23 protein-coding genes are annotated in these 25,052 nt (G+C 64.7%); 20 read left to right on the top strand and 3 right to left on the bottom strand.

Annotated features, from left to right (window positions below; genetic code table 11):
* The first annotated feature begins 143 nt into the window (after positions 1–143).
* On the top strand, positions 144–1,205 hold the full coding sequence (locus AC1DS6_RS19265) for a porin (RefSeq protein WP_441632026.1): 1,062 nt from the start codon (positions 144–146) through the stop codon (positions 1,203–1,205).
* A 115-nt stretch (positions 1,206–1,320) separates the two neighbouring features.
* Here the strand turns inward: AC1DS6_RS19265 and AC1DS6_RS19260 are convergent, their stop codons facing one another.
* Positions 1,321–2,295, bottom strand: coding sequence for an NADPH:quinone oxidoreductase family protein (locus AC1DS6_RS19260; RefSeq protein WP_441632066.1), 975 nt, complete (start codon positions 2,293–2,295; stop codon positions 1,321–1,323).
* 220 nt (positions 2,296–2,515) lie between these two features.
* On the opposite strand from AC1DS6_RS19260, the gene surE reads away from it, so the two are divergent.
* From surE to AC1DS6_RS19235, 5 genes are read left to right on the top strand one after another with little or no spacing between them, the layout of a single operon-like run.
* Positions 2,516–3,268, top strand: a complete 753-nt coding sequence (gene surE, locus AC1DS6_RS19255) for a 5'/3'-nucleotidase SurE (RefSeq protein ID WP_045239443.1) — start codon at positions 2,516–2,518, stop codon at positions 3,266–3,268.
* A gap of 28 nt (positions 3,269–3,296) precedes the next feature.
* Complete coding sequence (locus AC1DS6_RS19250; protein ID WP_477102928.1) at positions 3,297–4,193, top strand: protein-L-isoaspartate(D-aspartate) O-methyltransferase; 897 nt, start codon at positions 3,297–3,299, stop codon at positions 4,191–4,193.
* Between the two features lie 8 nt (positions 4,194–4,201).
* The gene (locus tag AC1DS6_RS19245; protein ID WP_441632030.1) at positions 4,202–5,056 is read left to right on the top strand and encodes a peptidoglycan DD-metalloendopeptidase family protein; all 855 of its coding nucleotides are present in this window, start codon (positions 4,202–4,204) and stop codon (positions 5,054–5,056) included.
* A 6-nt stretch (positions 5,057–5,062) separates the two neighbouring features.
* Positions 5,063–6,235 carry an RNA polymerase sigma factor RpoS gene (gene rpoS, locus AC1DS6_RS19240; RefSeq protein ID WP_035874835.1) on the top strand — a complete coding sequence of 391 codons (1,173 nt, stop codon included), beginning with the start codon at positions 5,063–5,065 and terminating at the stop codon, positions 6,233–6,235.
* Positions 6,232–7,080, top strand: a complete 849-nt coding sequence (locus AC1DS6_RS19235) for a 3'-5' exonuclease (protein ID WP_441632032.1) — start codon at positions 6,232–6,234, stop codon at positions 7,078–7,080. The genes rpoS and AC1DS6_RS19235 overlap by 4 nt, the downstream gene beginning before the upstream one ends.
* Positions 7,081–7,098: 18 nt before the next feature.
* On the opposite strand, the gene AC1DS6_RS19230 is transcribed toward AC1DS6_RS19235, so the two are convergent.
* The gene (locus tag AC1DS6_RS19230) at positions 7,099–7,968 is read right to left on the bottom strand and encodes an endonuclease/exonuclease/phosphatase family protein (protein ID WP_035874841.1); all 870 of its coding nucleotides are present in this window, start codon (positions 7,966–7,968) and stop codon (positions 7,099–7,101) included.
* A 179-nt stretch (positions 7,969–8,147) separates the two neighbouring features.
* Between AC1DS6_RS19230 and rlmD the strand changes: the two genes are divergently transcribed.
* On the top strand, positions 8,148–9,602 hold the full coding sequence (gene rlmD, locus AC1DS6_RS19225) for a 23S rRNA (uracil(1939)-C(5))-methyltransferase RlmD (protein WP_441632068.1): 1,455 nt from the start codon (positions 8,148–8,150) through the stop codon (positions 9,600–9,602).
* Between the two features lie 101 nt (positions 9,603–9,703).
* Here the strand turns inward: rlmD and AC1DS6_RS19220 are convergent, their stop codons facing one another.
* The gene (locus tag AC1DS6_RS19220; RefSeq protein WP_477102927.1) at positions 9,704–10,405 is read right to left on the bottom strand and encodes a Bax inhibitor-1/YccA family protein; all 702 of its coding nucleotides are present in this window, start codon (positions 10,403–10,405) and stop codon (positions 9,704–9,706) included.
* A gap of 336 nt (positions 10,406–10,741) precedes the next feature.
* On the opposite strand from AC1DS6_RS19220, the gene ndk reads away from it, so the two are divergent.
* The 13 genes from ndk (at position 10,742) to hflC (ending at position 24,885) form a co-directional block, all read left to right on the top strand.
* Entirely contained in the window at positions 10,742–11,167 is a 426-nt protein-coding gene (ndk, locus tag AC1DS6_RS19215; RefSeq protein ID WP_441632036.1) for a nucleoside-diphosphate kinase, read from the top strand.
* Between the two features lie 53 nt (positions 11,168–11,220).
* The gene (rlmN, locus tag AC1DS6_RS19210) at positions 11,221–12,369 is read left to right on the top strand and encodes a dual-specificity RNA methyltransferase RlmN (protein WP_276290033.1); all 1,149 of its coding nucleotides are present in this window, start codon (positions 11,221–11,223) and stop codon (positions 12,367–12,369) included.
* Complete coding sequence (gene pilW / locus AC1DS6_RS19205) at positions 12,366–13,145, top strand: type IV pilus biogenesis/stability protein PilW (protein ID WP_035874855.1); 780 nt, start codon at positions 12,366–12,368, stop codon at positions 13,143–13,145. The genes rlmN and pilW overlap by 4 nt, the downstream gene beginning before the upstream one ends.
* On the top strand, positions 13,138–14,154 hold the full coding sequence (locus AC1DS6_RS19200) for a RodZ domain-containing protein (protein WP_477102926.1): 1,017 nt from the start codon (positions 13,138–13,140) through the stop codon (positions 14,152–14,154). Before pilW ends, AC1DS6_RS19200 begins: the two co-directional genes overlap by 8 nt.
* Positions 14,155–14,205: 51 nt before the next feature.
* The gene (gene ispG / locus AC1DS6_RS19195) at positions 14,206–15,498 is read left to right on the top strand and encodes a flavodoxin-dependent (E)-4-hydroxy-3-methylbut-2-enyl-diphosphate synthase (protein WP_441632042.1); all 1,293 of its coding nucleotides are present in this window, start codon (positions 14,206–14,208) and stop codon (positions 15,496–15,498) included.
* A gap of 39 nt (positions 15,499–15,537) precedes the next feature.
* Entirely contained in the window at positions 15,538–16,911 is a 1,374-nt protein-coding gene (gene hisS / locus AC1DS6_RS19190; RefSeq protein ID WP_441632044.1) for a histidine--tRNA ligase, read from the top strand.
* A 75-nt stretch (positions 16,912–16,986) separates the two neighbouring features.
* Positions 16,987–17,619 (top strand): YfgM family protein, encoded by a 633-nt coding sequence (locus AC1DS6_RS19185; RefSeq protein ID WP_441632046.1) that lies wholly within the window; start codon positions 16,987–16,989, stop codon positions 17,617–17,619.
* Between the two features lie 95 nt (positions 17,620–17,714).
* Complete coding sequence (bamB, locus tag AC1DS6_RS19180; protein ID WP_441632048.1) at positions 17,715–18,902, top strand: outer membrane protein assembly factor BamB; 1,188 nt, start codon at positions 17,715–17,717, stop codon at positions 18,900–18,902.
* 225 nt (positions 18,903–19,127) lie between these two features.
* Positions 19,128–20,471, top strand: a complete 1,344-nt coding sequence (der, locus tag AC1DS6_RS19175; protein WP_035874870.1) for a ribosome biogenesis GTPase Der — start codon at positions 19,128–19,130, stop codon at positions 20,469–20,471.
* Positions 20,472–20,679: 208 nt separating this feature from the next.
* The gene (gene hfq, locus AC1DS6_RS19170) at positions 20,680–20,919 is read left to right on the top strand and encodes an RNA chaperone Hfq (RefSeq protein ID WP_006157757.1); all 240 of its coding nucleotides are present in this window, start codon (positions 20,680–20,682) and stop codon (positions 20,917–20,919) included.
* A gap of 296 nt (positions 20,920–21,215) precedes the next feature.
* Positions 21,216–22,463 (top strand): GTPase HflX, encoded by a 1,248-nt coding sequence (gene hflX, locus AC1DS6_RS19165; RefSeq protein ID WP_441632051.1) that lies wholly within the window; start codon positions 21,216–21,218, stop codon positions 22,461–22,463.
* Positions 22,464–22,567: 104 nt separating this feature from the next.
* Positions 22,568–23,965 carry an FtsH protease activity modulator HflK gene (hflK, locus tag AC1DS6_RS19160; protein ID WP_441632053.1) on the top strand — a complete coding sequence of 466 codons (1,398 nt, stop codon included), beginning with the start codon at positions 22,568–22,570 and terminating at the stop codon, positions 23,963–23,965.
* Positions 23,966–23,976: 11 nt separating this feature from the next.
* A complete protein-coding gene (hflC, locus tag AC1DS6_RS19155; RefSeq protein ID WP_441632055.1) occupies positions 23,977–24,885 on the top strand; it encodes a protease modulator HflC in 909 nt (302 codons plus the stop codon).
* Positions 24,886–25,052 lie beyond the last annotated feature (167 nt).

Here is a 25,052-nt window from a genome sequence, read left to right as displayed (position 1 = left end):
ACCCCCAACGCCCGTGGGCCGATGAAATCCGTCGAATTTCGAAAGCGAACTGAAAGTGCGCCTGCCATACCATGCGTGCCATCCCGGGGGGCTGCCCCGGCACCAAACAACAACGCACCACGACTACGACAAGAGGAGACGTCATGAAGTTGAAATCGATCGCGCTGGCAGCACTGGGCATGAGCCTGGCCGGTACCGCCGCGGCGCAATCCAGCGTGACCCTGTACGGCATCATGGATGCCGGCATCGAATACGCCAGCCACGCCGGCCCGGACGGCTCGGTAACGAAGCTGGTCTCGGGCGGCAAGAACACGTCGCGCTGGGGCATGCGCGGCGTCGAGGACCTGGGCGGCGGCCTGAAGGCGTTGTTCCAGCTGGAAAGCGGCATCGCCATCGATACCGGAAGGCTGGACTCCGAGGGCACGCTGTTCGACCGCCGCGCCATCGTCGGCTTGTCCAGCAACAAGTACGGGCAGGTTGTGCTGGGCCGCACCTTTACCACCACCTACGATTTCATGCTGCCGTTCGACCCGATGGGGTACGCGCCGAACTACTCCTGGGCGACTTCGTCCACGGCGACCGGCGATCGCAAGGACGGCTTGTTCTCGCGCGCGTCCAACGCGATCCGCTATGACGGCAATTTCGGCGGCGTGAAGCTGGGCGCCACGGTAGCGCTGGGCGAAGTGGCCGGCAGTTTCAAAAGCTTGTCCAAATACGACCTCGGCGTGGGCTACAGCGCGGGCGGCTTCGCCGCGGCCGCCACCTGGGATCGCCAGAACGGCGCCGGCACCAGCACCACGCCGGCCGACGCGACGGATTACATCCAGGGCATTCACGCCGGCGCCAGCTACGCCTTCGGCGACCTGAGACTCTATGCCGGCTACCGCAACTACAAGCGCGCCTTTACCACCGCCGCAGCATCCCAGCGCAGCGACATGTACTGGGGGGGTGCTTCGTACGATTTCACACCGGCCTTCACGCTGTATGGTGCCGTCTACAAGCAGAACATCAAGGGTGGCAGCGACGCCGATCCGATTCTGTTCTCGGTGCGGGCCCAGTACGCGCTGTCCAAGCGCACCACGGCTTACCTGTCGGGCGGCTACGCCAAGGCCCGCAACGGCCAGAACGTGAGCCTGTCGCGTGATTTCATTGGCTATGCGAACAACCAGGTGGGCGTGACCGCCGGTCTGCAGCATCGCTTCTGAACGGCGGGGCGGGGCGCCGCCGCCATGGTGACGTGAAGATCGACGGCGCAAAAAAACGCCTGGCACCAAGGTGCCAGGCGTTTTTTCTTTTGCACCGCGCCGAAGGCGCGCGCGGTCAGGGCACGATGACGATCTTGCCGGTGACCTTGCGTGCTTCCATGTCCTTCAGGGCCTGCGGCGCCTGCTCCAGCGGATAGCGCGCGGAGATATGCGGGCGGATCTTGCCTTCCTTCATCCATCCCAGCATCTGCGCCATATTGGCCTGGTTCGCCTTGGGTTCGCGCCGTGCGAAATCGCCCCAGAACACGCCCACCAGCGAGGCGCCCTTGAGCAGCGCGAGGTTCAGCGGGAGCTTGGGGATTTCGCCATTGGCGAAACCCACCACCAGGTAGCGGCCGCGCCAGCCGATCGAGCGGAACGCCGGCTCGGCGTAGATGCCGCCGACCGGATCGTAAATCACGTCGGGTCCGCGTCCTTCGGTCAGCGCCTTGACGCGCTCGCGCAGGTCTTCGGTGCTGTAGTTGATCAGCGCATCGGCGCCATGGTCCTTGCATACCGCGAGCTTCTCGTCGGTGGAAGCTGCCGCGATCACGCGCGCGCCGATGGCCTTGCCGATCTCGATCGCGGCCAGGCCCACGCCGCCGGCGGCACCGAGTACCAGCATGGTCTGGCCGGCCTTCAACTCGCCGCGGTCGATCACCGCGTGGTGCGAGGTGCCGTAAGTGAGGGTGAATGCCGCGGCGGTTTCGAAGTCGATGCCCGGCGGCATCGGCACCACCGCGCTGGCGGGCGCCTTGGCTTGCGAGGCAAAAGCGCCGTTGCCGAGATAGGCGATGACATTGTCGCCGGGTTTGACGTGCGTCACGCCTTCTCCCACCGCGTTGACCACGCCGGCCAGCTCCGAGCCGGGCGAGAAGGGCAGTTGCGGCTTGGCCTGGTATTTGTTCTGGATGATGAGGACGTCGGGGAAATTCACGCCGGCCGCCTTCACGTCGATGACCACTTCGCCCGCGCCGGGCGCCAGGTCGGGCAGGGTTTCAAGAACCAGCGAATCAGGCGGGCCCCAGGCTTTGCAAAGTACGGCTTTCATCATGTCTCCGGTGATATGTTCGATGCCCGGCAGAGTATGGCGCAAATGGGTGAACGCGAGGTCCATGCGCGTTGCGCCAGACAGGCCCGGGCAAGTGTAGCGCAAAAATAGCACGATCGTTCTGTTGCGCACCAGTGGCCATCTTCGGCGGTCGGTCGGCAGCACGATTTGCGGTACGGACAGGGCGCTCGCAGCAGCCTTGTCAGGTACAATCGCGCCCATGCATATCCTCCTCGCAAACGATGACGGTTACCTGGCGCCGGGGCTTGCCGCGCTACATGCCGCGCTGGCGCCGCTGGCTCGCATCACGGTGATCGCGCCCGAGCAAAACCACAGCGGTGCGTCGAATTCGCTGACCTTGCAACGGCCCCTGTCGATCTTCGAGGCGCGCGAGGGCGTGCAGAAAGGTTTCCGTTTCGTCAACGGCACCCCGACCGATTGTGTGCATATCGCGCTGACCGGCCTGCTGGACGAGAAACCGGATCTGGTGGTGTCAGGCATCAACCAGGGCCAGAACATGGGTGAGGACGTGCTGTACTCCGGCACCGTCGCCGCGGCCATCGAGGGTTTCTTGCTGGGCATTCCCTCGATCGCCTTTTCCCAGGTGGACAAGGGCTGGACGCACCTCGACGCGGCCGCCCGCGTGGCGCGCGACATTGTCGAGCGCTATATTGCCAAGCCGGCGGAAGAACCCTTCCTGCTCAATGTCAATATTCCCAGCCTGCCGTTCGAGCATCTCAAAGGGTATCGCGCCACCCGGCTAGGCAAGCGTCATCCCTCGCAGCCTGTCATCACGCAGGTAAACCCGCGTGGCGACACCAACTACTGGATCGGACCTGCCGGCGACGCACGCGATGCGAGCGAGGGCACGGATTTCCACGCCACGGGCGAAGGTTTCGTGTCGTTGACCCCTTTGCAGCTGGACCTGACACACCGCGGGCAGCTCGAGCAGATCAACCAGTGGCTCGCATAAGCCCTTGCGCGCGCAGTATCTGGCCGTCATGAGTACCGTCCCGCGTCGCCCAAAGTTTCCCCTGTCGCTGGACGCCGTGGTCGAGCGCAAGCCCGCACCGGCGCGTACCGCCGGCATGCCTGCCGTTGGCGGGGCTCGCGGCGCGGCGATGGCCGCCAAGTCGCTCGCGGCCAAGGCGCCTGCCGCGCCGACGCCGGCCGCCAGCGCCGTGCAGGCTCGCGCCAGTGCGTCCACGGCGGGCGGGGGCGGGATGGCGTCCGAGCGGGCGCGCGGCGCGTTGGCGGCGCGGTTGCGCGCAGCGGGCATCCGCGACGAGCGTGTACTCGACGCAATTGCCACTATCCCTCGCCACCTGTTCGTCGAGCCTGGGCTGGCTTCGCAAGCGTATGAAGACGCGGCGTTGCCGATCGGCCACCAGCAGACCATCTCCAAGCCGTCGGTGGTGGCACGCATGATCGAACTGTTGCGCGATGGCCTCGCCGCCGACGAGCCGCTGGAGCGCGTGCTGGAGATCGGCACCGGCTGCGGCTACCAGGCGGCGGTACTGAGCCTGGTGGCGCGCGAAGTGTTTTCCATCGAGCGGATTCGTCCGCTCCACGAACAAGCCAAAGCGAACTTGCGGCCGTTGCGGGTGCCAAACCTGCGCCTGCACTATGGCGACGGCATGCTGGGCTTGCCGCAGGCGGCGCCGTTTTCGTCGATTATCCTGGCGGCGGCCGGCATGGAGGTGCCGCAGGCGTTGCTGGAGCAGCTGGCAGTCGGCGGGCGGCTGATCGCGCCTGTGGCGGTGGCGCCCCCCGCCGGCGGGCCGGGCCAGACCGTCACACAGCAGTTATTGTTGATCGAGCGGCGTAACCGGCATCGTTTTCACCGGACCGCGCTTGAAGCCGTTTTCTTTGTGCCATTAAAATCGGGCACTATCTGAGTCGAACTATGCACAATATCGTGAACACGGAACGTATCGCCCGCGCCGGGCAGCTCGCCACCGCCTCCCTGTTGCTGGCCCTGCTGGCGGCCTGCGCTTCCTCGCCCATGCCCGCGCCGGTGGTGGACCGCACCTCCGGCGCCGGTGTCGCTGGCGTCGTCCCGCTGGAGCCTGCGCCGCCTGGATACTATCGCGTCAAGCGAGGCGATACGCTTTATCGAATCGCGCTCGAGAACGGCCAGTCCTACCGCGATGTCGCGGCCTGGAATTCGCTCGCGAATGCGAATCAGATTGAGGTGGGTCAATTGTTGCGGGTGGTGCCGCCGGGTGCCGATGTGAATGCGGGCTCTGGCGTGGCCACCGTGCCGGTGGCGCCCGGCAGCGTGCAGGCGCAGCCGATCGACCAGGCTCGTCCGGTTCCCACCCCGATTCCGTCGACTGCCGCCGCTGGCGGGGCTTCCGCGCCCTCGGCGCCCGCGTCCGCCGCCGCCGCTGATGGCACAATCAAGCTGGCATGGCCGGTCACCGGCCAGTTGATCGGACGATTCGACGAAAAAGGCAACAAGGGCATCGATATTGCCGGCAAGAAGGGCGATGCGGTGCAGGCTGCCGACGATGGCCGTGTGATTCACGTTGGCCCCTTGCGCGGCTACGGGAATCTTGTCATCATCAAACACAACGATACATATCTCACTGCTTACGGCCACAACGACAAGGTGCTGGTGACGGAGCAGGCAACGGTCCGCAAGGGACAAAAGATTGCAGAGATGGGCAACAGTGACACCGATCGTGTGAAACTGCATTTCGAGGTACGCAAGAACGGGAAACCAGTCGATCCGATGCGGTATCTGCCGCCACAGTGAGGGTTCATGCCACGCCAGAAAACTGTCTCTACCGGAAGCACCAGCCGGACCCGGCGTTCCAAGCAGCCGGAGTTGCAGCAGTCCGCTGGCGTGGCGCGAGCCGACGCCGATTCGGAAGCCTATGAACAGGACCCGGCCGCCGACATGGTTCCACTGACCGATGAGCCCATCACCACGGGTACGGCGGTAGGATTGCGCGAGGCCGACCTGATGGTCGAGGAAGTCGAACGGCAGGCCCGCGACGAGGACGAGGAAGAGTCCGAGGACGAAGAGGAAACCGAGAATGGTACAGAGGCCGCCGCGCCCGACCATGATGATTTCCGAACCGTGCTGCATACCGAACTGGCAGCCGATACCGTCCAGCATTACCTGAACCGTATCAGCATCAAGCCGCTGCTGTCGGCCCCCGAGGAACTGCATTTTTCCACGCTGGCCAAGGGTGGCGACTTTTCGGCTCGCCAGGTCATGATCGAGCGCAACCTGCGGCTGGTGGTCAGCATTGCCAAGGGCTATCTCAATCGCGGCGTGCCGCTGCTGGACCTGATCGAGGAAGGCAATCTCGGCCTGATGCACGCGATCGAGAAATTCGATCCCTCGCGTGGATTCCGTTTTTCGACCTACGCCACCTGGTGGATCCGCCAGAGCATCGAGCGCGCCATCATGAACCAGGCGCGTACCGTACGCCTGCCGGTCCATGTCATCCGCGAGCTCAACCAGGTGCTGCGTGCCAAGCGTCATCTGGAAAAAGGCGGCACCGACGGCCGCGACGCCAGCCTGGAAGATATCGCCCATCTGCTTGGCAAGACGCCCGACGAAGTGCAGGACGTGCTCGCGCTCAACGAACACACCACCTCGCTCGACACGCCTTTCGATCTCGATCCGGGCTCCAGCTTGCTCGATTTCCTCTCGGACGAGCACAACGCCGCGCCCGACCAGGAGGTCGCGCACCGGGAACTGGAAAACCTGATGAAACAGTGGCTGGCGCGCTTGTCGGAAAAACACCGCTACGTGGTGGAGCGCCGCTTCGGCCTTAATCATATCGAGCCGGCCACGCTGGAAGAACTTGCCGAGGAAATGGGACTGACACGCGAGCGCGTGCGCCAGATCCAGCAAGAGGCGCTGGTCAAGCTCAAACGCCATTTTGCATCGCAAGGCGTGCGCAAGGACGCTGTTCTATGACATCTGTGCTGGTTTTCGACATCGAGACGATTCCCGATGTCGATGGATTGCGTCGTCTGCACGACCATCCCGATTCCATGAGCGACGCCGAAGTCGCCGAACATGCCTTCGCGGCCCGCCGCGAGAAAAACGGCAGCGATTTCCTGCCGCACTACCTGCAGCGCATCGCTGCCATTTCCTGCGTGTTGCGCCGGAACCAGCGGGACGGCAGCCCGGTCTTCCATGTGGGCTCGCTGGGCACGATGGACGACGGCGAGGCGGTGCTGATCCAGAAGTTCTATGACCTGGTGGCGCGCTATTCGCCACAGATCGTGTCGTGGAACGGCGGCGGCTTCGACCTGCCCGTGCTCCACTACCGCGGGCTGGTCCACGGCATCGTGGCGCCGCGCTACTGGGAAATGGGCGAGGGCAGCGAGTCTGACAGCCGCGATTTCAAGTGGAATAACTACATCAGCCGCTACCACATGCGGCACCTCGACCTGATGGATCTGCTGGCGATGTACCAGCCGCGCGCCAGCGCACCGCTGGACGACCTGGCCAAGTTGTGCGGCTTTCCCGGAAAGATGGGCATGGATGGCAGCAAGGTCTGGCAGGCCTATCAGGATGGCCAGTTGGGCGCGATCCGCGACTACTGCGAGACTGATGTCGTCAATACCTATCTGATGTACTGCCGCTTCCAGTTGATGCGCGGCGGCCTGACGCCCCGGCAGTTCGATACCGAGATCGAATTCGTGCAGGAATCGCTTGCCGAGTTGCCCGGTTCGCAGTGGATCGAATACCTCCAGTCCTTCCGCGTCAAGCCGGTGCACGCTGGCGGCGATGACGACGAAGAACCGGAGATCTGACAGCGCCCCGCCTCCCTTTTATTCGTCCGCCAGGGACAGATAGATCGGCTGGTGGTCCGAGGCCTGCGTTTCGCTGTCCACCTCGCAGCACAGCACGCGCGACAGCAGGTCTTCCGTGAGGAAGACGAAGTCGCACGCAAATGGTGCTTCCGGCCACTGATCCTTGTCGTGCAACGCGCAGGTGGGCGCGTGGGGCTTGCCTGGATTGGCGTGCATCCAGGCGTCATGCCAACCGATGATGCCGGTCTCGTGAGAGCCATCGTACGGTGCCAGCATGCGCAGATAGGCAATGTCGTCCGGGACGCTGTTGAAGTCGCCGCACAATACGGCGGAGGCGGGGCGCGGCTCGGGTGTGAACGGGCCGGGGCCGGTTTCCGCCAGGCCGGGCTGGCTGGCGTGCTCGCACGCTTCGCGGTGCCATGCGCGCAGCGCGTCGGTCTGGGCAGCGCGCTGGTGCGTCGAGTAGTACTCGAGATGGGTGCAGATCACGCGCAAGCGTCGATCACCCGCCAGCACCGTAGCTTCCAGCGCGACGCGTGGCATCGAGGGCACGGTTGGATCGGCAGGCCAGGGCAGGGCGTGGTGGAACACTTCGCACAGGGGCAGGCGGGTGGCGATGAGGTTGCCGAACTGGCGCGGCGAACCATCCGCGGAGAAGCGGTCCACCCCCGGCGCGTACAGAATCCGGTAGCCGGGGAGCAGTGCCGCCAGTTCAGCCACCTGGTCTGGGCCAGGTCCGCCGCCGAGGTCGCCATAGCCCCGTGTCACTTCCTGCAGGCAGAGCACATCGGCATCCGCGATCGCGCGCAGAGTCCTGACCGTGCGGCCCAGGTCCACGCGCCCGTCGGCGCCACGACCCCACTGGATATTCCAGGAAATCAGTTCCATGTCGCCTCCCTGCTCGAATTCCGTTGCGCGCGGTGCCGGTGTTCGGTGCCGGCGGTGCCACGCGCATGCTGCATCCATGTTGCGCCTATCTTGCGCGCTTGTCCCATTGTTGTTACGTCGAAGCCGCCGCGCGGCCGCTCGAGGCAGCGTCTGGACTACAATCGCGCTTTTACAAAACAATACGTCAGGTCCCCCAGGTGTCCCAAGCCGTGACTCGTCCGCAAGCCCAATCGGCGCCCGAAGGTGGCGCTTCCGCCTCCCCGGCGGCTCCCGTTTCCGCTCAGCCCGCGCCCGCGGCGCAGCCCGTCGTACAGATCCACAGCCTCGATATGGAGGCGCGTGGCGTTGGCCGGCTGGTCAATGAAGACGGCACTCCCGGCAAGGTGATTTTCGTCGAAGGCGCGCTGCCGGGCGAAACCGTCAGCTACCGCAGCTTCAAGCGCAAGGCAAGTTACGAACAGGCGAATCTGGTCGAGATCAAGAAGTCTTCGTCGATGCGCGTGAATCCGGGCTGCCAGTACTTTGGTATCTGTGGTGGTTGTTCAATGCAGCACCTGGATGCACGCGCGCAGGTGGCCATCAAGCAACGCGTCCTGGAGGATGATCTCTGGCATCTGTCGAAACTGCGCCCGGACGTGGTGTTCCGCCCGATCGCGGGGCCCGACTGGGGCTACCGCTACCGGGCCCGCCTGACCGTGCGGTATGTGGCCAAAAAAGGCACGGCACTGGTCGGCTTCCATGAAAGGAAGAGCAGCTATGTGGCAGACATGACGCGCTGCGAAGTGCTGCCGCCGCACGTTTCGGCCCTGCTGGTGCCCCTGCGTGAACTGATCACGGGGCTGTCGATCCGTGACCGCATGCCGCAGGTCGAACTGGCTGTGGGCCAGGACGTGACCGTGCTGGTGCTGCGTATCCTGGAGCCGCTTACCGAGGCTGACGAGGTGTTGCTGCGCGGCTTCGCGGACCGGCACGGCGTGCAGTTCTGGCTGCAGCCCAAGGGGCCGGACACGGTGGTGCCGTTCTACCCGCTTGACCGCGAACTGGCCTATACGCTGCCGGAATTCAATATCCGGATGCCGTTCAAGCCGACCGATTTTACCCAGGTCAACCATCAGATCAATCGCGCGCTGATCGGCCGGGCGTTGCGCTTGCTGGACGCCCAGCCGGATGACCGGCTGCTCGACCTGTTCTGCGGCATCGGTAACTTCACGCTGCCGCTGGCGACGCGCGGCCGTTCGGTGATGGGCATCGAGGGCAGCGAGGTCCTGACCAGGCGGGCGCTTGCCAATGCGGCTGTCAACGGGCTGGACCACAAGACCGAGTTCGCCTGCCGCAACCTGTTCGAGGTGGGCGCCGAGGACATCGCCGCGCTCGGCCGCTTCGACCGCTGGCTGATCGATCCGCCGCGCGAAGGCGCGCTGGCGGTAAGCAGGGCGCTGGGCGAACTGGCCCAGGCTGGCAGCGATGTGCTGCCCAAGCGCATTGTCTATGTGTCCTGCAACCCGGCCACGCTGGCGCGGGACGCCGGCTTGCTGGTGCACGAGGCCGGCTACCGCCTGTCGGGCGCGGGGGTGGTCAATATGTTCCCGCACACATCGCACGTCGAGTCGATCGCGGTGTTCGATCGGGGCTGATGACCGGCGCCGGCGGGCGGACGAGGCAAAAAGAAAAAGGCCAACGCCCAGGCGCTGGCCTTTCTTGTTCCGGAGCAGGGCGGCGCGCGAGGCCGCCCGCCTCAGTCGCGGTTGCCGCCGAAAATGCCGAGGAGTGCCAGCAAGTTGGCGAAGACGTTGTACACGTCCAGATAAATTGCCAGCGTTGCCGTGATGTAGTTGGTCTCGCCGCCGTTCAGCACGCGCTGCACGTCGAAGAGGATATAGGCCGAGAAGATGCCGATGGCGATCACCGAAACCGTGATCATCAGGGACGGCAACTGCAGCCAGATATTGGCGACGCTGGCCAGGATCAGCAGGATCACCCCGACGAACAGGAATTTGCTCAGCCCGGAGAAATCGCGCTTGCTGACGGTGGCGATGGTGGCCATGGCGCCGAATACCGCCGCTGTGCCACCGAAGGCATACATGATCAATGCCGGACCGTTCGAGAACTGCAGCACCGACCCGATCAGGCGCGACAGCATCAGGCCCATGAAGAAGGTAAAGGCCAGCAGCAGGACCACGCCCATGCTGCTGTTCTTGGTCTTCTCGATGGCGTAGAAGAAGCCGAACGCGATACCCAGGAACAGGATCAGCGACAGGCCGGGGCTGCCTTTCATCAGGCTGAAGCCGGTTGTGACGCCGATCCAGGCACCGAGTACGGTGGGGATCATCGAAATGGCGAGCAACCAGTAAGTGTTGCGCATGACCCGATTGCGCACCGCAACGTCGCTCGTTGCGGTGCCGCTGCCGAAACTGTATGTGTTCAGCTTGTTATCCATGGTGACTCCTGTCTCAAAACGGTGAGGCGCCGGGGTAACCCAGCGGGCACAACGCAAATGTGGCATCGCGGAGGGGGAATTGCAAGGGGCGGGGAACCCATTCGCCACTTTTATGCAGAATCCGCGTTGCCAGTGATCGTTTGATCGCCATGCGCCTTGTGCGTTCCCTGTACATGCGCTCAATTTAATGTGATCTTTGCACTGCTTTGCGGCGCAAGCTCCATCAGTCCCGGCATTCGGTGACGGGCGACTATGGGCATTCTCGAAACCATAACTGTCTCGTGCTAGAATTGCACGTTTATTCCAGTTGTAACCCCTTCATTTTTCGGAGTTTTTATGGCGATCGAACGCACCCTGTCGATTATCAAGCCGGATGCCGTGGCAAAGAATGTCATTGGCCAGATTTACGCGCGTTTCGAGGCCGCCGGCCTGAAGGTCGTGGCTGCCAAGATGGTTCACCTGTCGCGCGGCGAAGCCGAGCAGTTCTACGCAGTGCACGCAGCCCGCCCGTTCTTCAAGGACCTAGTGGACTTCATGGTTTCCGGCCCGGTGATGATCCAGGCCCTGGAAGGCGAAAGCGCCATCCTGAAGAACCGCGACCTGATGGGCGCGACCGACCCGAAGAAGGCTGAAGCCGGTACCATCCGCGCCGATTTCGCCGACAGCATCGACGCCAACGCCGTGCACGGCTCGGACGCAGCGGAAACCGCTGCCGTCGAGATTGCTTTCTTCTTCCCCGGCATGAACGTTTACAGCCGCTGATTGTCTGGCATATTGCCCAAGACTAGACTGATATTGAAGTCGATACTGCCGTCATGAACACTCTCGTCAACCTGCTCGATCTGGATGCGGACGCGCTCACCGCTTATTGCGGGGAGCTCGGCGAGAAGCCGTTTCGTGCGCGGCAGTTGCAGCGCTGGATTCACCAGTTCGGCGCCAGCCGTTTCGATGCCATGTCGGATCTCGCCAAGTCGCTGCGCGAAAAGCTCGCCACGCGGGCCGAGATCCGCTCGCCCGCCGTTATCACCGACAACCTGTCGGCCGACGGCACGCGCAAGTGGCTGCTCGACGTTGGCGCTGGCGATGCGGTGGAGACGGTGTACATCCCTGAGGAGACGCGCGGCACGCTGTGCGTGTCTTCCCAGGCGGGGTGCGCCGTCAATTGCCGCTTTTGTTCCACCGGCAAGCAGGGCTTCTCGCGCAATCTGTCCACTGGCGAGATCATCGGCCAGCTATGGATGGCCGAGTTCGCCATGCGTGCCCAGCTGGGCCGTGGCCCCAAGGACGACCGCGTCATCTCCAATGTGGTGATGATGGGCATGGGCGAGCCGCTGCTCAACTACGATCAGGTGGTGCCGGCCATGCGCCTCATGCTGGACGACAACGCCTATGGGCTGTCGCGCCGGCGCGTGACGCTGTCCACTTCCGGCGTGGTGCCGATGATGGACCGCCTGGCCAAGGATTTGCCCGTGGCGCTGGCAGTTTCGCTGCACGCGTCCAACGACCCGCTGCGCGACATGCTGGTGCCGCTCAACAAGAAGTATCCGCTGGCCGAATTGATGGCGGCTTGCCGTCGCTATCTCGAATTCGCCCCGCGCGATTTCATCACTTTCGAATATTGCATGCTGGATGGCGTCAACGACGGTGTCGAGCATGCCCGGGAACTGTTGAAGCTGGTGGCCGACGTGCCATGCAAATTCAACCTGATCCCGTTCAACCCCTTCCCGGAGTCGGGCCTCAAGCGCTCGAACAACGAGCAGATCCGTCGCTTCGCCCAGGTCTTGATGGACGCCGGCATTGTCACCACCATCCGCAAGACGCGCGGCGACGATATCGACGCCGCCTGCGGCCAGCTGGCTGGCGAGGTCAAGGACCGCACCCGCCTGGCGCAGCGCGGCAAGTTCGGCAAGATCACGCCGATCGTGGCTGCTCCCAGCCAGCCGCAAGAGGCGCGCCCTGCATGACGCGTCTGATAGTCGCGGTCCTGATGGGGCTGGTGCTGCTGTCTGCCTGCCAGCTGCCGCCGCCGGCCAAGCCGGAACTGCAGACGGCATCCGACCAGACCGATGTTAGCCGCCGCGCCACGATCCGCCTCCAGCTGGCAACCAGCTACCTGGAGGCCGGCCAGTACGGCGTTGCACTGGACGAAGCGAAACAGGCCATCGCGATCGATCCGACCCTGGTCGATGCGTACCATATCCGCGCGCTGGTCTATATGAATATGAACGAGCGCGTGCTGGCCGAGGAGAGCTTTCGCACCGCGCTGTCGATGCGCGCCGACGATGGCGACGTACTGAACAACTATGGCTGGTTCCTGTGCATGAACGGGCGCTATGCCGAGGGCGTGCCCTACCTGGAGCGCGCGGTGTCCGCTCCTTCGGCGAGCGGGCCGGGCAAGGCCCTGACCAGCCTCGGCACCTGCCAGTTGCGCAATGGCAAGGATGAGGCGGCCGAGAAGAGCCTGTTTGGCGCGCTGCGATTCGATCGCGGCAACCCGGTGGCGAACAGCAACCTGGCGCTGCTGTATTACCAGCGCGGGGACTACCAGCGAGCCCAGCAGTATGTCGGGCGCGTCAACAGCAGCAATTTCGTCAGCGCGCAATCCCTCTGGCTGGGTGCGCGCATTGCCCGCCGTCAGGGCGACGTCGCGGCGCAGAATGCCCTGGTGGCACAGTTGCGCAGCCGTTTCCCCGATTCGCGTGAGTTGACCGCATACGAACAAGGAGCATGGGATGAGTGAGCACGAGCGCGCCGAGGGCCAGCCTGCAGCGACGGGGCACGTGGGCGGCACCGCCGCCGACGCCGGGCGCGAGGCGGTGGCGCGCGAGATCGGTGATCGCCTGGCGCAAGCGCGCCAGGATCAGCGTTTCTCGCTGGAAGATGTCAGTGCGAGGCTGAAAGTCGCCGCGCACAAGCTGGCGGCGATTGAGCAGGGCGACGTCGCGGCGTTGCCCGACGTGACCTTTGCCAAAGGCGTGATGCGTGCCTATGCGCGAATGCTCCAGGTCGACATCGATGCCCTGCTGGCGCGCTTTCACGCGCAGGCCGTGCCGGTGGTGGAAATCGGCATGCGCCGCGAAGGCGGCCTGAACGAAAGCTTCGACGACCGCAACCGCTTTGGCTCGGGTGGCTCCGGTGGCCGCTGGATCTGGCTGGCCCTGGTCGTCGCCGTGATTGGCGGCGGCGTGTTGTTCGGCCTGGACCATTTCAAGCAATGGATGGAAGCGCGAAAGGAAAACCTCACGGCGCCTCCGGCAGCGGAAGCGACGGTGCAAGGCGGCGAGCCAGGTACCGTGACGGCCGCGCTGCCGCCGGTGATGGCTGCGTCCGACGCCCCCGCGCCTTCCGAGGCGCTGCCGGCCAGTGGCCCCGCCGTGGTGGCGCCGGCGGCCCCGGCCTCCGCCGGGATTGCCGCTTCGGCAGCGGCACCAGCGCCTGCGATGCCTGCGTCAGCGGCACCAGCGGCTGCGGCGCCCGCCGCAACCGCGGTATCAACTGCGGTGGCCGGTACCGGCGAGTTGCGGATCCGTTTTGCTTCCGACACCTGGTATGAGATTCGCGACCGCGGCGGCAAGGTCGTACTCGGCGGCACCGCGCGTGCCGGCCAGGATCTGAGTGGCGGTGGTACGCCGCCTTATAAAATCGTGATCGGCAATGTCAAGGGCGTCGAGTCGCTGACCCGCAACGGCACGCCGGTCGACCTGCAGTCCGCGAACCGCAACAACGTGGCGCGCCTGACGCTGCCCTGAAACGTCGTTTCTCCAGCCATGCGTATCTCCGCATTGCAAGGTGGTAATGCTATGAATCAACAGGCTTGTATGCCGGTCCTGCCCGGCCCGTTGCCCCGCCGCAAGACGCGCCAGGCGCGCGTGGTGTGGGGCGACAACGTGGTCACCATCGGTGGCGATGCGCCCGTGCGCGTGCAGTCGATGACGAATACCGACACGGTGGACGCCATCGGCACCGCGATCCAGGTCAAGGAGCTGGCGCGTGCCGGTTCCGAGATCGTGCGCATCACGGTCAATACGCCGGAAGCCGCGGCGGCGGTGCCGGCCCTGCGCGAGCAGTTGGACCGCATGGGCGTGAATGTGCCGCTGGTGGGCGACTTCCACTACAACGGCCATAAGCTGCTGCAGGATTTCCCCGACTGCGCCAAGGCGCTGTCGAAGTACCGCATCAACCCGGGCAACGTAGGGCAGGGCGCGAAGCGCGACACGCAATTCGCGCAGATGATCGAGATGGCCTGCCGGCATGACAAGCCGGTGCGCATCGGCGTCAACTGGGGCAGTCTGGACCAGTCACTGCTGGCGCGCGTCATGGACGAGAACGCGCAGCGCGCCGAGCCGTGGCCGGCCCAGAACGTGATGGTCGAGGCGTTGATCACCTCCGCCATCGAGTCGGCGAAGAAGGCCGAGGAAATCGGCCTGCCCGGCAATCAGATCATCCTGTCGTGCAAGGTTTCGCAAGTGCAGGAGCTGATCGCGGTCTACCGCGAGCTGACCAAGCGGTGCGACTACGCCTTGCACCTAGGGCTGACCGAGGCGGGCATGGGCAGCAAGGGCATCGTGGCCTCCACCGCCGCGCTCTCGGTGCTGTTGCAGGAAGGCATCGGCGACACCATCCGCATCTCGCTGACCCCGGAACCCGGTGCCGCGCGCGAGAAGGAAGTTTATGTGGGGCAGGAGATCCTGCAGACCATGGGACTGCGCAACTTCACCCCGATGGTGATTGCCTGCCCCGGCTGCGGCCGCACCACCAGCACTACCTTCCAGGAACTGGCGTCCAGTATCCAGAGCTACCTGCGCGAGCAGATGCCCACCTGGAAGACTGCCTACCCAGGCGTGGAAGAAATGGATGTGGCCGTGATGGGCTGCATCGTGAACGGGCCGGGCGAAAGCAAGCATGCCAATATCGGCATCTCGCTGCCGGGCTCGGGCGAATCGCCGGCGGCGCCGGTGTTCGTCGACGGCGTCAAGGTCAAGACGCTGCGCGGCGATCGGATTGCCGAGGAATTCCAGGCGATCGTCGATGACTATGTGCGGACCCGTTACGGCAAGGACGCCGGACGCGCAGGCAATGAGGCGGCAGCCTGAGCCATCAAGGCCAGGCGCTGCAGGGAAATACAAGAGAAGATGAACCAACCCGTGAATCCGGCGGCCGCCAGCGACGGCGCCAAGGCCGACAGCAAGATCAAGTTGCCCAAGGCACTGCAGGGCGTCAAGGGCATGAACGACATGCTGCCCGCGGACGCGCCGCTGTGGGAGCATTTCGAGAACGCCGCGCGCGCCATGCTGCGCGCCTATGGCTACCAGCAGATCCGCACGCCCATCGTCGAGCACACGCAACTGTTCGTGCGCGGCATCGGCGAAGTGACGGACATCGTCGAGAAGGAAATGTATTCCTTCACCGACGCGCTTAACGGCGAGCAACTGACGCTGCGCCCCGAGGGCACGGCGGCCGCGGTGCGTGCCACCATCGAGCACAACCTGCTGTACGACGGCCCCAAGCGCCTGTGGTACACCGGCCCGATGTTCCGCCACGAGCGTCCCCAGCGCGGGCGCTATCGCCAGTTCCATCAGCTTGGTGCGGAGGCACTCGGCTTCGCCGGTCCCGACGTGGATGCCGAGATCATCATGATGTGCCAGCGCCTGTGGGACGATCTCGGGCTGGTCGGGGTGCGGCTGGAGCTCAATTCGCTGGGCCAGGCGCACGAGCGCGCCGCGCATCGCGAAGAACTGATCAAGTACCTGGAAGGCTTCCAGGACATTCTTGACGAAGACAGCAAGCGCCGCCTATACACCAACCCGTTGCGCGTGCTGGATACCAAGAATCCCGCGCTGCAGGAAATGGCAAGCAACGCGCCCAAGCTGATCGACTTCCTGGGCGAGGAGTCGCTGGCCCACTTTGAAGGCGTGCAGCGCCTGCTCAAGGCCAACAACATCCCGTTCAAGATCAACCCGCGCCTGGTGCGAGGGCTGGATTACTACAACCTGACGGTGTTCGAGTGGATCACAGACAAGCTCGGCGCGCAGGGCACCATTGCCGGCGGCGGCCGCTACGATCCGCTGATCGCGCAGATGGGCGGCAAGCCGGCGCCCGCTTGCGGCTGGGCGATGGGCATCGAGCGCATCATCGAGCTGCTGCGCGAGGAGAAACTCGCGCCGCAGGCGGAAGGGTGCGATGTGTACCTCGTCCACCAGGGCGAAGCGGCGGGCCTGCAGGCCATGATCGTCGCCGAGCGGCTGCGCGATGCCGGGCTCGACGTGCTGCTGCATGCCACGCCGGACGGCAAGAGCGGCAGCTTCAAGTCGCAGATGAAGCGCGCGGACGGTAACGGCGCTGGCTATGCCGTTATCATTGGCGACGACGAAGTGGCGGCGGGTACGGTCCAGGTCAAGGATCTGCGGCAGGGCGCGCAGGCCGAAGGCGGTGGCGCGCAGGTGACGGTACCGGCCGAAGAACTGGTTGCCCACATCATCGACGCGATGGTCGGCGCCAGCGAATAAGAAAACCAGGCAGCGGAACCGGGGGCCGCGCGGCGCGGTCCCTTATAACAAACACACGCGGGTGGATCCCTCGACATGGCTTACGATCTAGAAGAACAGGAACAGCTTGAAAGCCTCAAGGCCTGGTGGCGCCAGTATGGCAATACCGTGACCTGGGCCCTGATCGCCGGCTTGCTGGCCTTCGCTGCCTGGAGCGGCTGGAACTACTGGCAACGCAAGCAGGCCGGCGAAGCCGCGCTGCTGTACGAGCAGGTCGTCAAGGCCGCCGAGAGCCGCGACGTCGAGCGGATCAAGCGCGCCGCCGGCGACCTCGAGCAGAAATTCGGCAAGACCGCCTATGGCCCCATGACCGCGCTGGTGTCGGCCAAGGTGCTGTACGATGCAGGCGACCTGGCCGGCGCGAAGACCCAGCTGCAGTGGGCGATCGACCACGGTGAAGGCGAATATGCTCACCTCGCGCGCGTGCGCCTGGCTGGCGTGCTGCTCGACGAGAAGGCTTACGACCAGGGCCTGGCGCTGCTGAAGAACGAGCCGCCGGCACCATTCGTGGCGCTGTATGCCGACCGCCGCGGCGATCTGCTGGCAGCCCAGGACAAGCGCTCGGAAGCACGGTCGGCCTATCAGAAGGCGCTCGACAAGCTGAGCGCCAACGATGCGGCCATGCGCCAGATCATCCAGTTCAAGCTCGACGCGCTGGGCGCCGCCTGAAGGCGGTGGATCCGGCTAGCCGACAGGCCCGCGGGCACTCGCATTTGCGCAGGCCCGCACCCTTGCGCTTCAACCCAATTCAGGATCGGAACCTCATGAAGTCATTGTTTTCCGGCACGGCCCAGAACCAGCAACACGGCAAGTTCGTCCGCGCCCTGGTGGTGGCCACCGCTTGTGCGGCCAGCGTCGCCAGCCTTGGCGGCTGCTCGCTGTTCAGCAAGAGTGACAAGCGTACGCCGGTCGAACTCAAGCCGATCACCCAGACGCTGTCGGTGCGCCAGGCCTGGAAAGCCAGCGTCGGCAAGGGCGGCCCGTACACGCTGCAGCCGGCCGTCGCAGGCGGTACCGTCTATGCGTCCTCCAACGGCGGCAAGGTGGTGGCGCTCGACGGCATCACTGGCCGTACCCTGTGGGAGGCCAAGACCGACATCGACCTGACCTCCGGGCCGGGTAGCGACGGCTCCGTCACGGCGGTGGCGGGCGAGAAGGGCGCGGTGTTCGCCTTCGACGCAAGTGGCAAGCAGCTCTGGAAGAAGCAGGTCAATGGCGAGGTCCTCTCCGCGCCGCTGGTCGGCAACGGCCTGGTGGTGGTGCGTACGACCGATACCCGCGTGCTGGGCCTGGACGCGCAGACTGGCGAACGCCGCTGGATCTACCAGCGCTCGCAGACCGCGCTCAACCTGCGCGCGTCGATGGGCATGGTGTTTGCCGGCGACGGTATCGTGATGGGCTTCCCCGGCGGCAAGCTGGGCGTGCTGGCCCCCGGCAACGGCGTGCTGCGCTGGGAGAGCACGGTTTCCTATCCGAAGGGCGTGTCCGAGATCGAACGGCTCAACGACGTGACGGGCCAGCCCATGGTCAATGGCCGCCAGGTTTGCGCCACCACGTTCCAGGGACGGATCGCCTGCCTGGAACTGGCCAATGGCCAGCCGCAATGGGGCAAGGATTTCTCGTCTCCGACCGGGCCTGCGCAGGATGACGCTTCGCTGTACGCCAGCGACGAGCGCTCGGTGGTCCATGCCTTCGACCGCCAGAACGGCACGGAACGCTGGAAGAACGATCAACTGCTCTACCGCCGCCTCGGCACGCCGCTGGCGGTGGGACGTTCGGTGGTGGCGGGCGATTACGAGGGCTATGTACACTTCATTTCGCGTGAGGACGGCCAGTTCGTGGCACGCCTGAAGACCGATGGCAGCGAGATTACCGCTGCGCCGGTTGTGGCGGGCACGTCCCTGGTGGTGCAGACGCGCGATGGCAACCTCTACGGCTTCGTGCCGGACTGAGGCGGTCAATATTCATGGCGACTGCCCATGCACCTGTCGGCATGGGCGGCGCCAATCCGGTAGCACGGCCCTCCTGGCCGTGCAGGTGAACGAGGTCGGGTTGCAAAGCTAACCCGGCCGCCCGACAGGAAAAGTGGCCAGGCGCGCGACGCCCGGCCGTCGGACCCATATCACTCCGGAGTTCCTGGGGGGCGGCATCTGCCGGCCCCCATTTCCGTTTATTGCATGAAACCAGTTATCGCTCTGGTCGGCCGCCCCAATGTGGGCAAGTCGACGCTATTCAACCGCATGACCCGTTCGCGCGACGCACTTGTCGCCGATTTGCCGGGGCTCACGCGCGACCGCCACTATGGCGAAGGCCGTATCGGTGAACGCCCGTTCATCGCGATCGACACCGGTGGCTTCGAGCCGGTGGCCAAGGACGGCATCGTGGCCGAGATGGCCAAGCAGACCCGCCAGGCTGTGGTCGAGGCCGATGTGGTGATCTTTCTTGTCGACGGCCGCCTCGGGCTGGCGCCCCAGGACCGGGTGATCGCCGATTACCTGCGCAAGACCGGGCGCCGCGTCATGCTGGCCGTGAACAAGGCCGAAGGCATGAAGTACACCACCGTGGTGTCCGAGTTCTACGAGCTGGGCATGGGAGACCCCTATGCCATCTCGTCGACCCACGGCGACGGCGTGCGCGAACTCGTCGACGAGGCGCTCGAGCTGGCGGTGAAGGAGCGGCCCGAACTCGCCGAGGAAGACGACGGCGCCCAGCGTGGCGTGAAGATCGCCATTGTGGGCCGCCCCAACGTGGGCAAGTCCACGCTGGTCAATACGCTGATCGGCGAAGAGCGCGTGATCGCGTTCGACATGCCTGGCACCACGCGGGACGCCATTTACGTGGAGTTCGAGCGTGGCGGCAAGCCCTACACGCTGATCGATACCGCCGGCCTGCGCAAGCGCGGCAAGGTGTTCGAGGCGATCGAGAAGTTCTCGGTGGTCAAGACGCTGCAGTCGATCGCCGATGCGAACGTGGTGGTGCTGTTGCTCGACGCGCAGCAGGATGTGTCGGAGCAGGACGCCCATATCGCTGGCTTCATCGTGGAATCCGGCCGTGCGCTGGTGGTCGGTGTCAATAAGTGGGACGGCCTCGACGGGCACTCCCGCGACCGCATCAAGCACGATCTGGAGCGCAAGCTACAGTTCCTCGATTTCGCCAATTTCCACTTTGTGTCGGCGAAGGAGCGCACCGGCATCAGCGCGCTGCTGCGCTCGGTGGACGACGCGTATGCGGCGGCGATGGTCAAGCTGCCCACGCCGCAGCTCACGCGGATCCTGCAGGAAGCGGTCGAATTCCAGCAGCCGCGGCGCGTCGGTGCAACCCGGCCCAAGCTGCGCTACGCGCACCAGGGCGGCTCCAACCCGCCCATCATCATCGTGCACGGCAATTCGCTTTCCGGCATTGCGGACACCTATCGGCGTTATCTGGAAAACCGATTCCGCTCGGCTTTCAAACTGAAGGGCACGCCGCTTCGCATCGAATTTCGTACGAACAAAAACCCATATGCGGACTCGAAGGATTGAGTCGGACAGCGGGAGCCCAGGCGGCCAACTTTCGTTTGCGTTCGTTTGGAACTGAGGCTAAATTCACGGTAGCAGGGGGTTCCCTGCGAGACGATGCTAGCTTGGTACCGTTTTGATCTTTTTTTGGCGCGGTTTTGCGCCGTTTGACTTGAATCGGGGATCATCGTCCCCATCATCTATCACTAAATCTATAAATTTGGAGTGTGCCATGAGCAACAAAGGGCAATTGCTACAAGACCCGTTCCTGAACGCGCTGCGCAAAGAGCACGTACCGGTTTCAATCTACCTCGTCAATGGCATCAAGCTGCAAGGCAATATCGAGTCGTTCGACCAGTACGTCGTCCTGTTGCGCAACACCGTGACGCAGATGGTCTACAAGCATGCGATTTCCACCGTCGTACCGGCCCGCGCAGTGAATTTCCGCGTGGACGAAACGGCTGAAGGTTGATCTTTCGCGGAGTGTTCCGCAGTCTTTTCGGCAGGCCGGTCGCATCACGACAAGGCTGCCAGTTGCCGGTGTCGCGCCGGGGCCAGATGCGCTGGCGCGACACCAAACGATGCCCGGCCATCCTGGGCGCACAACGGCCATGAGCAGGGACATGCTCACCCTGGTGCATGCCGCCGCGGATAGCGTCCCGCTTCGAGTGTCTTCCCGGGCCGCGGCGCCTTGCCTCACGGCACCCGCCACTGCCTCCCAGCCGGTTCCAACCCGTTTTCCTTTCTCGCGTTTCGCGATCCTCCCGTTTGCAATCCAGAGCCACCTCCAATTCCGAGACCTCCCGCGCCATCCTCGTCGGTGTCGATTTCGGCAAGCATGATTTCCAGGAAAGCCTGAGCGAGTTGGCGTTGCTGACGTCGACCGCCGGCTCCACCCCGGTGCATACGCTGACCGGACGCCGGTCGCGCCCGGATCCGGCGTTGTTCATCGGCTCCGGCAAGGCGGAGGAACTGAAGGAAGCCGCCGATGCGCTTGACGCCGACGTGGTGGTGTTCAATCACACGCTCAGCCCTGCGCAGCAGCGCAATCTGGAGCGTTTCCTGCAACGCCACGTGATCGACCGTACGGGCCTGATCCTGGATATCTTCGGGCAGCGGGCACAGAGCCACGTCGGTAAGGTGCAAGTCGAGCTCGCCCAGGTCCAGTACCAGGCTTCGCGGCTGGTCCGCGCCTGGAGCCACCTGGAGCGGCAGAAGGGCGGTATCGGCATGCGCGGCGGCCCGGGCGAGCGCCAGCTCGAGCTCGATCGCCGCTTGCTGGACGAACGCGCCAAACGGCTCAAGGCTGACCTGACGCGGCTGCAGCGCCAGCACAGCACCCAGCGGCGGGCGCGCGCCCGCAACGACACCCTGAGCATCTCGCTGGTCGGCTATACCAATGCCGGCAAGTCGACGCTGTTCAATGCCCTGACCAAGGCGCGTGCCTACGCGGCCGACCAGTTGTTCGCCACGCTGGATACCACCTCGCGCCGGCTTTACCTGGAGGATGTGGGCAACGTGGTGTTATCGGATACCGTCGGTTTTATCCGCGATCTGCCCACCCAGCTGGTGGCTGCGTTCCGGGCTACGCTGGAAGAAACCGTGCACGCGGATCTGCTACTGCATGTGGTCGACGCCTCCAGTCCGGTGCGGCATGAGCAGATCGAGCAGGTCAATCGCGTGCTGGCCGAGATCAATGCCGACGACATCCCGCAGATTGTGGTGATGAACAAGATCGACGCGGCGCCGGAACTTCTGGCGCAGGGCCCCAGGGTGGAGCGCAATGAGGACGGCGTGCCGACGCGCGTGTTCGTCAGTGCGCGCGACGGCATCGGTCTGGACACCTTGCGCGAGGCCTTGGTGGACGTGGCGCGCTGGCTGGCCGAACGTCCGCCCGAACGTCCGCCGCTGGACCCGCGCCTGGCTGATGTGGCGGCTTATCACGACGACGATGACGGCGGCGATCATGATCGCGAAGACGCCGGGGTGAATCCGGAAGAACCCGACATGCATTGATCCAGTTCGACGGAAATCGCGGCCAGATTGCCTCAAATAGGAAAATGTGGCGTCGATGACTGTTAGAATCCCCCTGTTCCAACTATCCCGGACCCGTGCACTTCATGCCCCAGTTTCCCCGGAATTCTGAATCGAGCCATGCCTTTGGCAGCCGCGCAGGTGGCCGCAACGGCGGCCATGCACCGTCGCGGACGGCCTGGCAGCGTTTGCGCGCGATCCTGTCGTTGAACGATCCACGTTGGGGTCGGGGCGGCCCGGATGACGAAGACAAGGACAAGGACAAGGACAGCCGCGACAACAATCGCCAGCACCAGCGTCCCCCGCAGGATGGTCCGCCCGACCTCGACGAGCTCTGGCGCGATTTCAATCGCCGCCTGAATGGCCTGCTCGGCCGCAAGGAAAACGGCGGTGGCGGCAACCAGGGCTTCGGCGGCGGCGCGCGCACGCCGGGCAAGGGCTCGGGCATCGGCGCTGGCGTGGTGGTGGTCGCCGCGCTGGGCATCTGGCTGGCCAGCGGATTCTTCATGGTGCAGGAAGGCCAGACCGCCGTCATCCTGCAGTTCGGCAAGTTCAAGTACACCACGGGCCCCGGTATCAACTGGCGCCTGCCGTACCCGATCCAGTCCGCCGAGATCGTCAACCTGTCGGGCGTGCGTTCGGTAGAGGTGGGGCGCTCCACTTCGATCAAGGACAGCAACCTGAAGGACGCGTCCATGCTGACGCAGGACGAGAACATCATCGACGTCCGCTTCACGGTGCAATACGACATCCAGGACGCGAGCGAATTCCTGTTCTACAACAAGACCGATCGTGGTGGCGATGAAGAACTGGTGACCCAGGCCGCCGAGACCTCGGTGCGCGAGATCGTCGGGCGCAACAAGATGGACGCGGTGCTCTACGAGAACCGCGAGCAGATCGCACAGAATCTGGCCAAATCCATCCAGTCGATCCTGAGCGCCTACAAGACCGGTATCCGCGTGATCTCCGTCAACGTGCAGAGCGTGCAGCCGCCCGAGCAGGTGCAGGCCGCCTTCGACGATGTCAACAAGGCCAGCCAGGACCGGGAGCGTGCCATCAGCGAAGGCCAGGCTTACGCCAATGACGTGATCCCGCGCGCCAAGGGTACCGCCGCGCGCCTGAACGAAGAAGCCGAAGCCTACAAGGCGCGGGTGACCGCCCAGGCCGAAGGTGATGCCTCGCGCTTCCGGCAGGTCCAGGCCGAGTACGCCAAGGCCCCGCAGGTGACGCGTGACCGCATCTACATCGAGACCATGCAGCAGATCTATACCAATTCGACCAAGGTGCTGGTGGATTCGCGCCAGGGCAACAATCTCCTCTACCTGCCGCTGGACAAGCTGATGGCGCAGTCGCAGGGCGGCACGCCGGGTTCCGGCACCGCGCAGGCGCCCGCGGCCGGCAGCAGCACGCCTGCCGCGCCGGAAGCCGGTAGCGATACCCGGTCGCGCGAGCTGTTGCGCAACCGTGACCGCGATTCGCGCTGAGGAGCCCCGACATGAACCGACTGATTTCCGTAGTAATCGGCCTCTTCATCGTGCTGGCGATCGGCTCGTCGATGGTATTCGTGGTGGACCAGCGGCAGTACGCCGTGGTGTTCGCGTTTGGCCAGATCAAGCAGGTGGTGAACGAGCCTGGCCTGCACTTCAAGCTGCCACCGCCACTGCAGAACGTGATCTTCATGGACCGCCGCCTGCTGACCATCGACGTGGCCGCCTCGGAGCGTTTCCTGACCGCCGAGAAGAAAAGCATGGTGGTGGACTGGTTCGTCAAATGGCGCATCACCGATCCACGCAAGTTCTACGTGGCCTTCAATGGCAACATCCGTGGCGCGCAGGACCGCATGACCCAGCGTATCGACTCCGTTGCCCGCGAGGAATTCGGCAAGCGCACGGTGGCGGAGCTGGTGGCCGGCGAGCGTGAGAAGGTGATGCAGAATATCCGCTCCGCGATGGCCGACTACGCCCAGTCCGTGGGCGTCGAGATCATCGACGTGCGCCTGAAGCGCGTCGACCTGCTGCCCGCGATCAGCGAATCGGTGTATCGCCGCATGGAGGCCGAGCGCAAGCGCGTGGCCAATGAGCTGCGCTCCACCGGCGCCGCCGAAGGCGAGAAGATTCGCGCCGATGCCGATCGCCAGCGCGAAGTCGTGCTGGCCGAGGCCTATCGCGATGCGCAGAAGATCAAGGGCGAGGGCGATGCCCGCGCCTCGCAGATCTACGCAGAATCGTTTGGCCGCGATCCGCAGTTCGCCCAGTTCTGGCGCAGTATGGAGGCCTACCGCAATACGTTCCGCGACAAGCGCGACGTGTTGGTGCTGGAGCCCAATTCCGACTTCTTCCGCTATATGCGGTCGGCGGGCGGCGCCGCGGCGCCGGCGGCAGTGCCTCCGGCGAGCCGTCGCTAAGCTGGGCGGCCACGGCCGCCAGGCAATACGACAAAACCCCGGCTTGCCGGGGTTTTGTCCGGCTGGAGGGGTGGCTGCCGATGCCTTCGACGGGCGTCGTCGCCGCCTCATCCGCCGCGCCAGGTGACTGGTGCCCGGCTTGGCCCGTGTCCCGGGGCGAGACGGGA

It is taken from the genome of Cupriavidus sp. 05L310, assembly GCF_056398185.1.
This window is presented reverse-complemented; position numbering and strand designations above follow the sequence as displayed.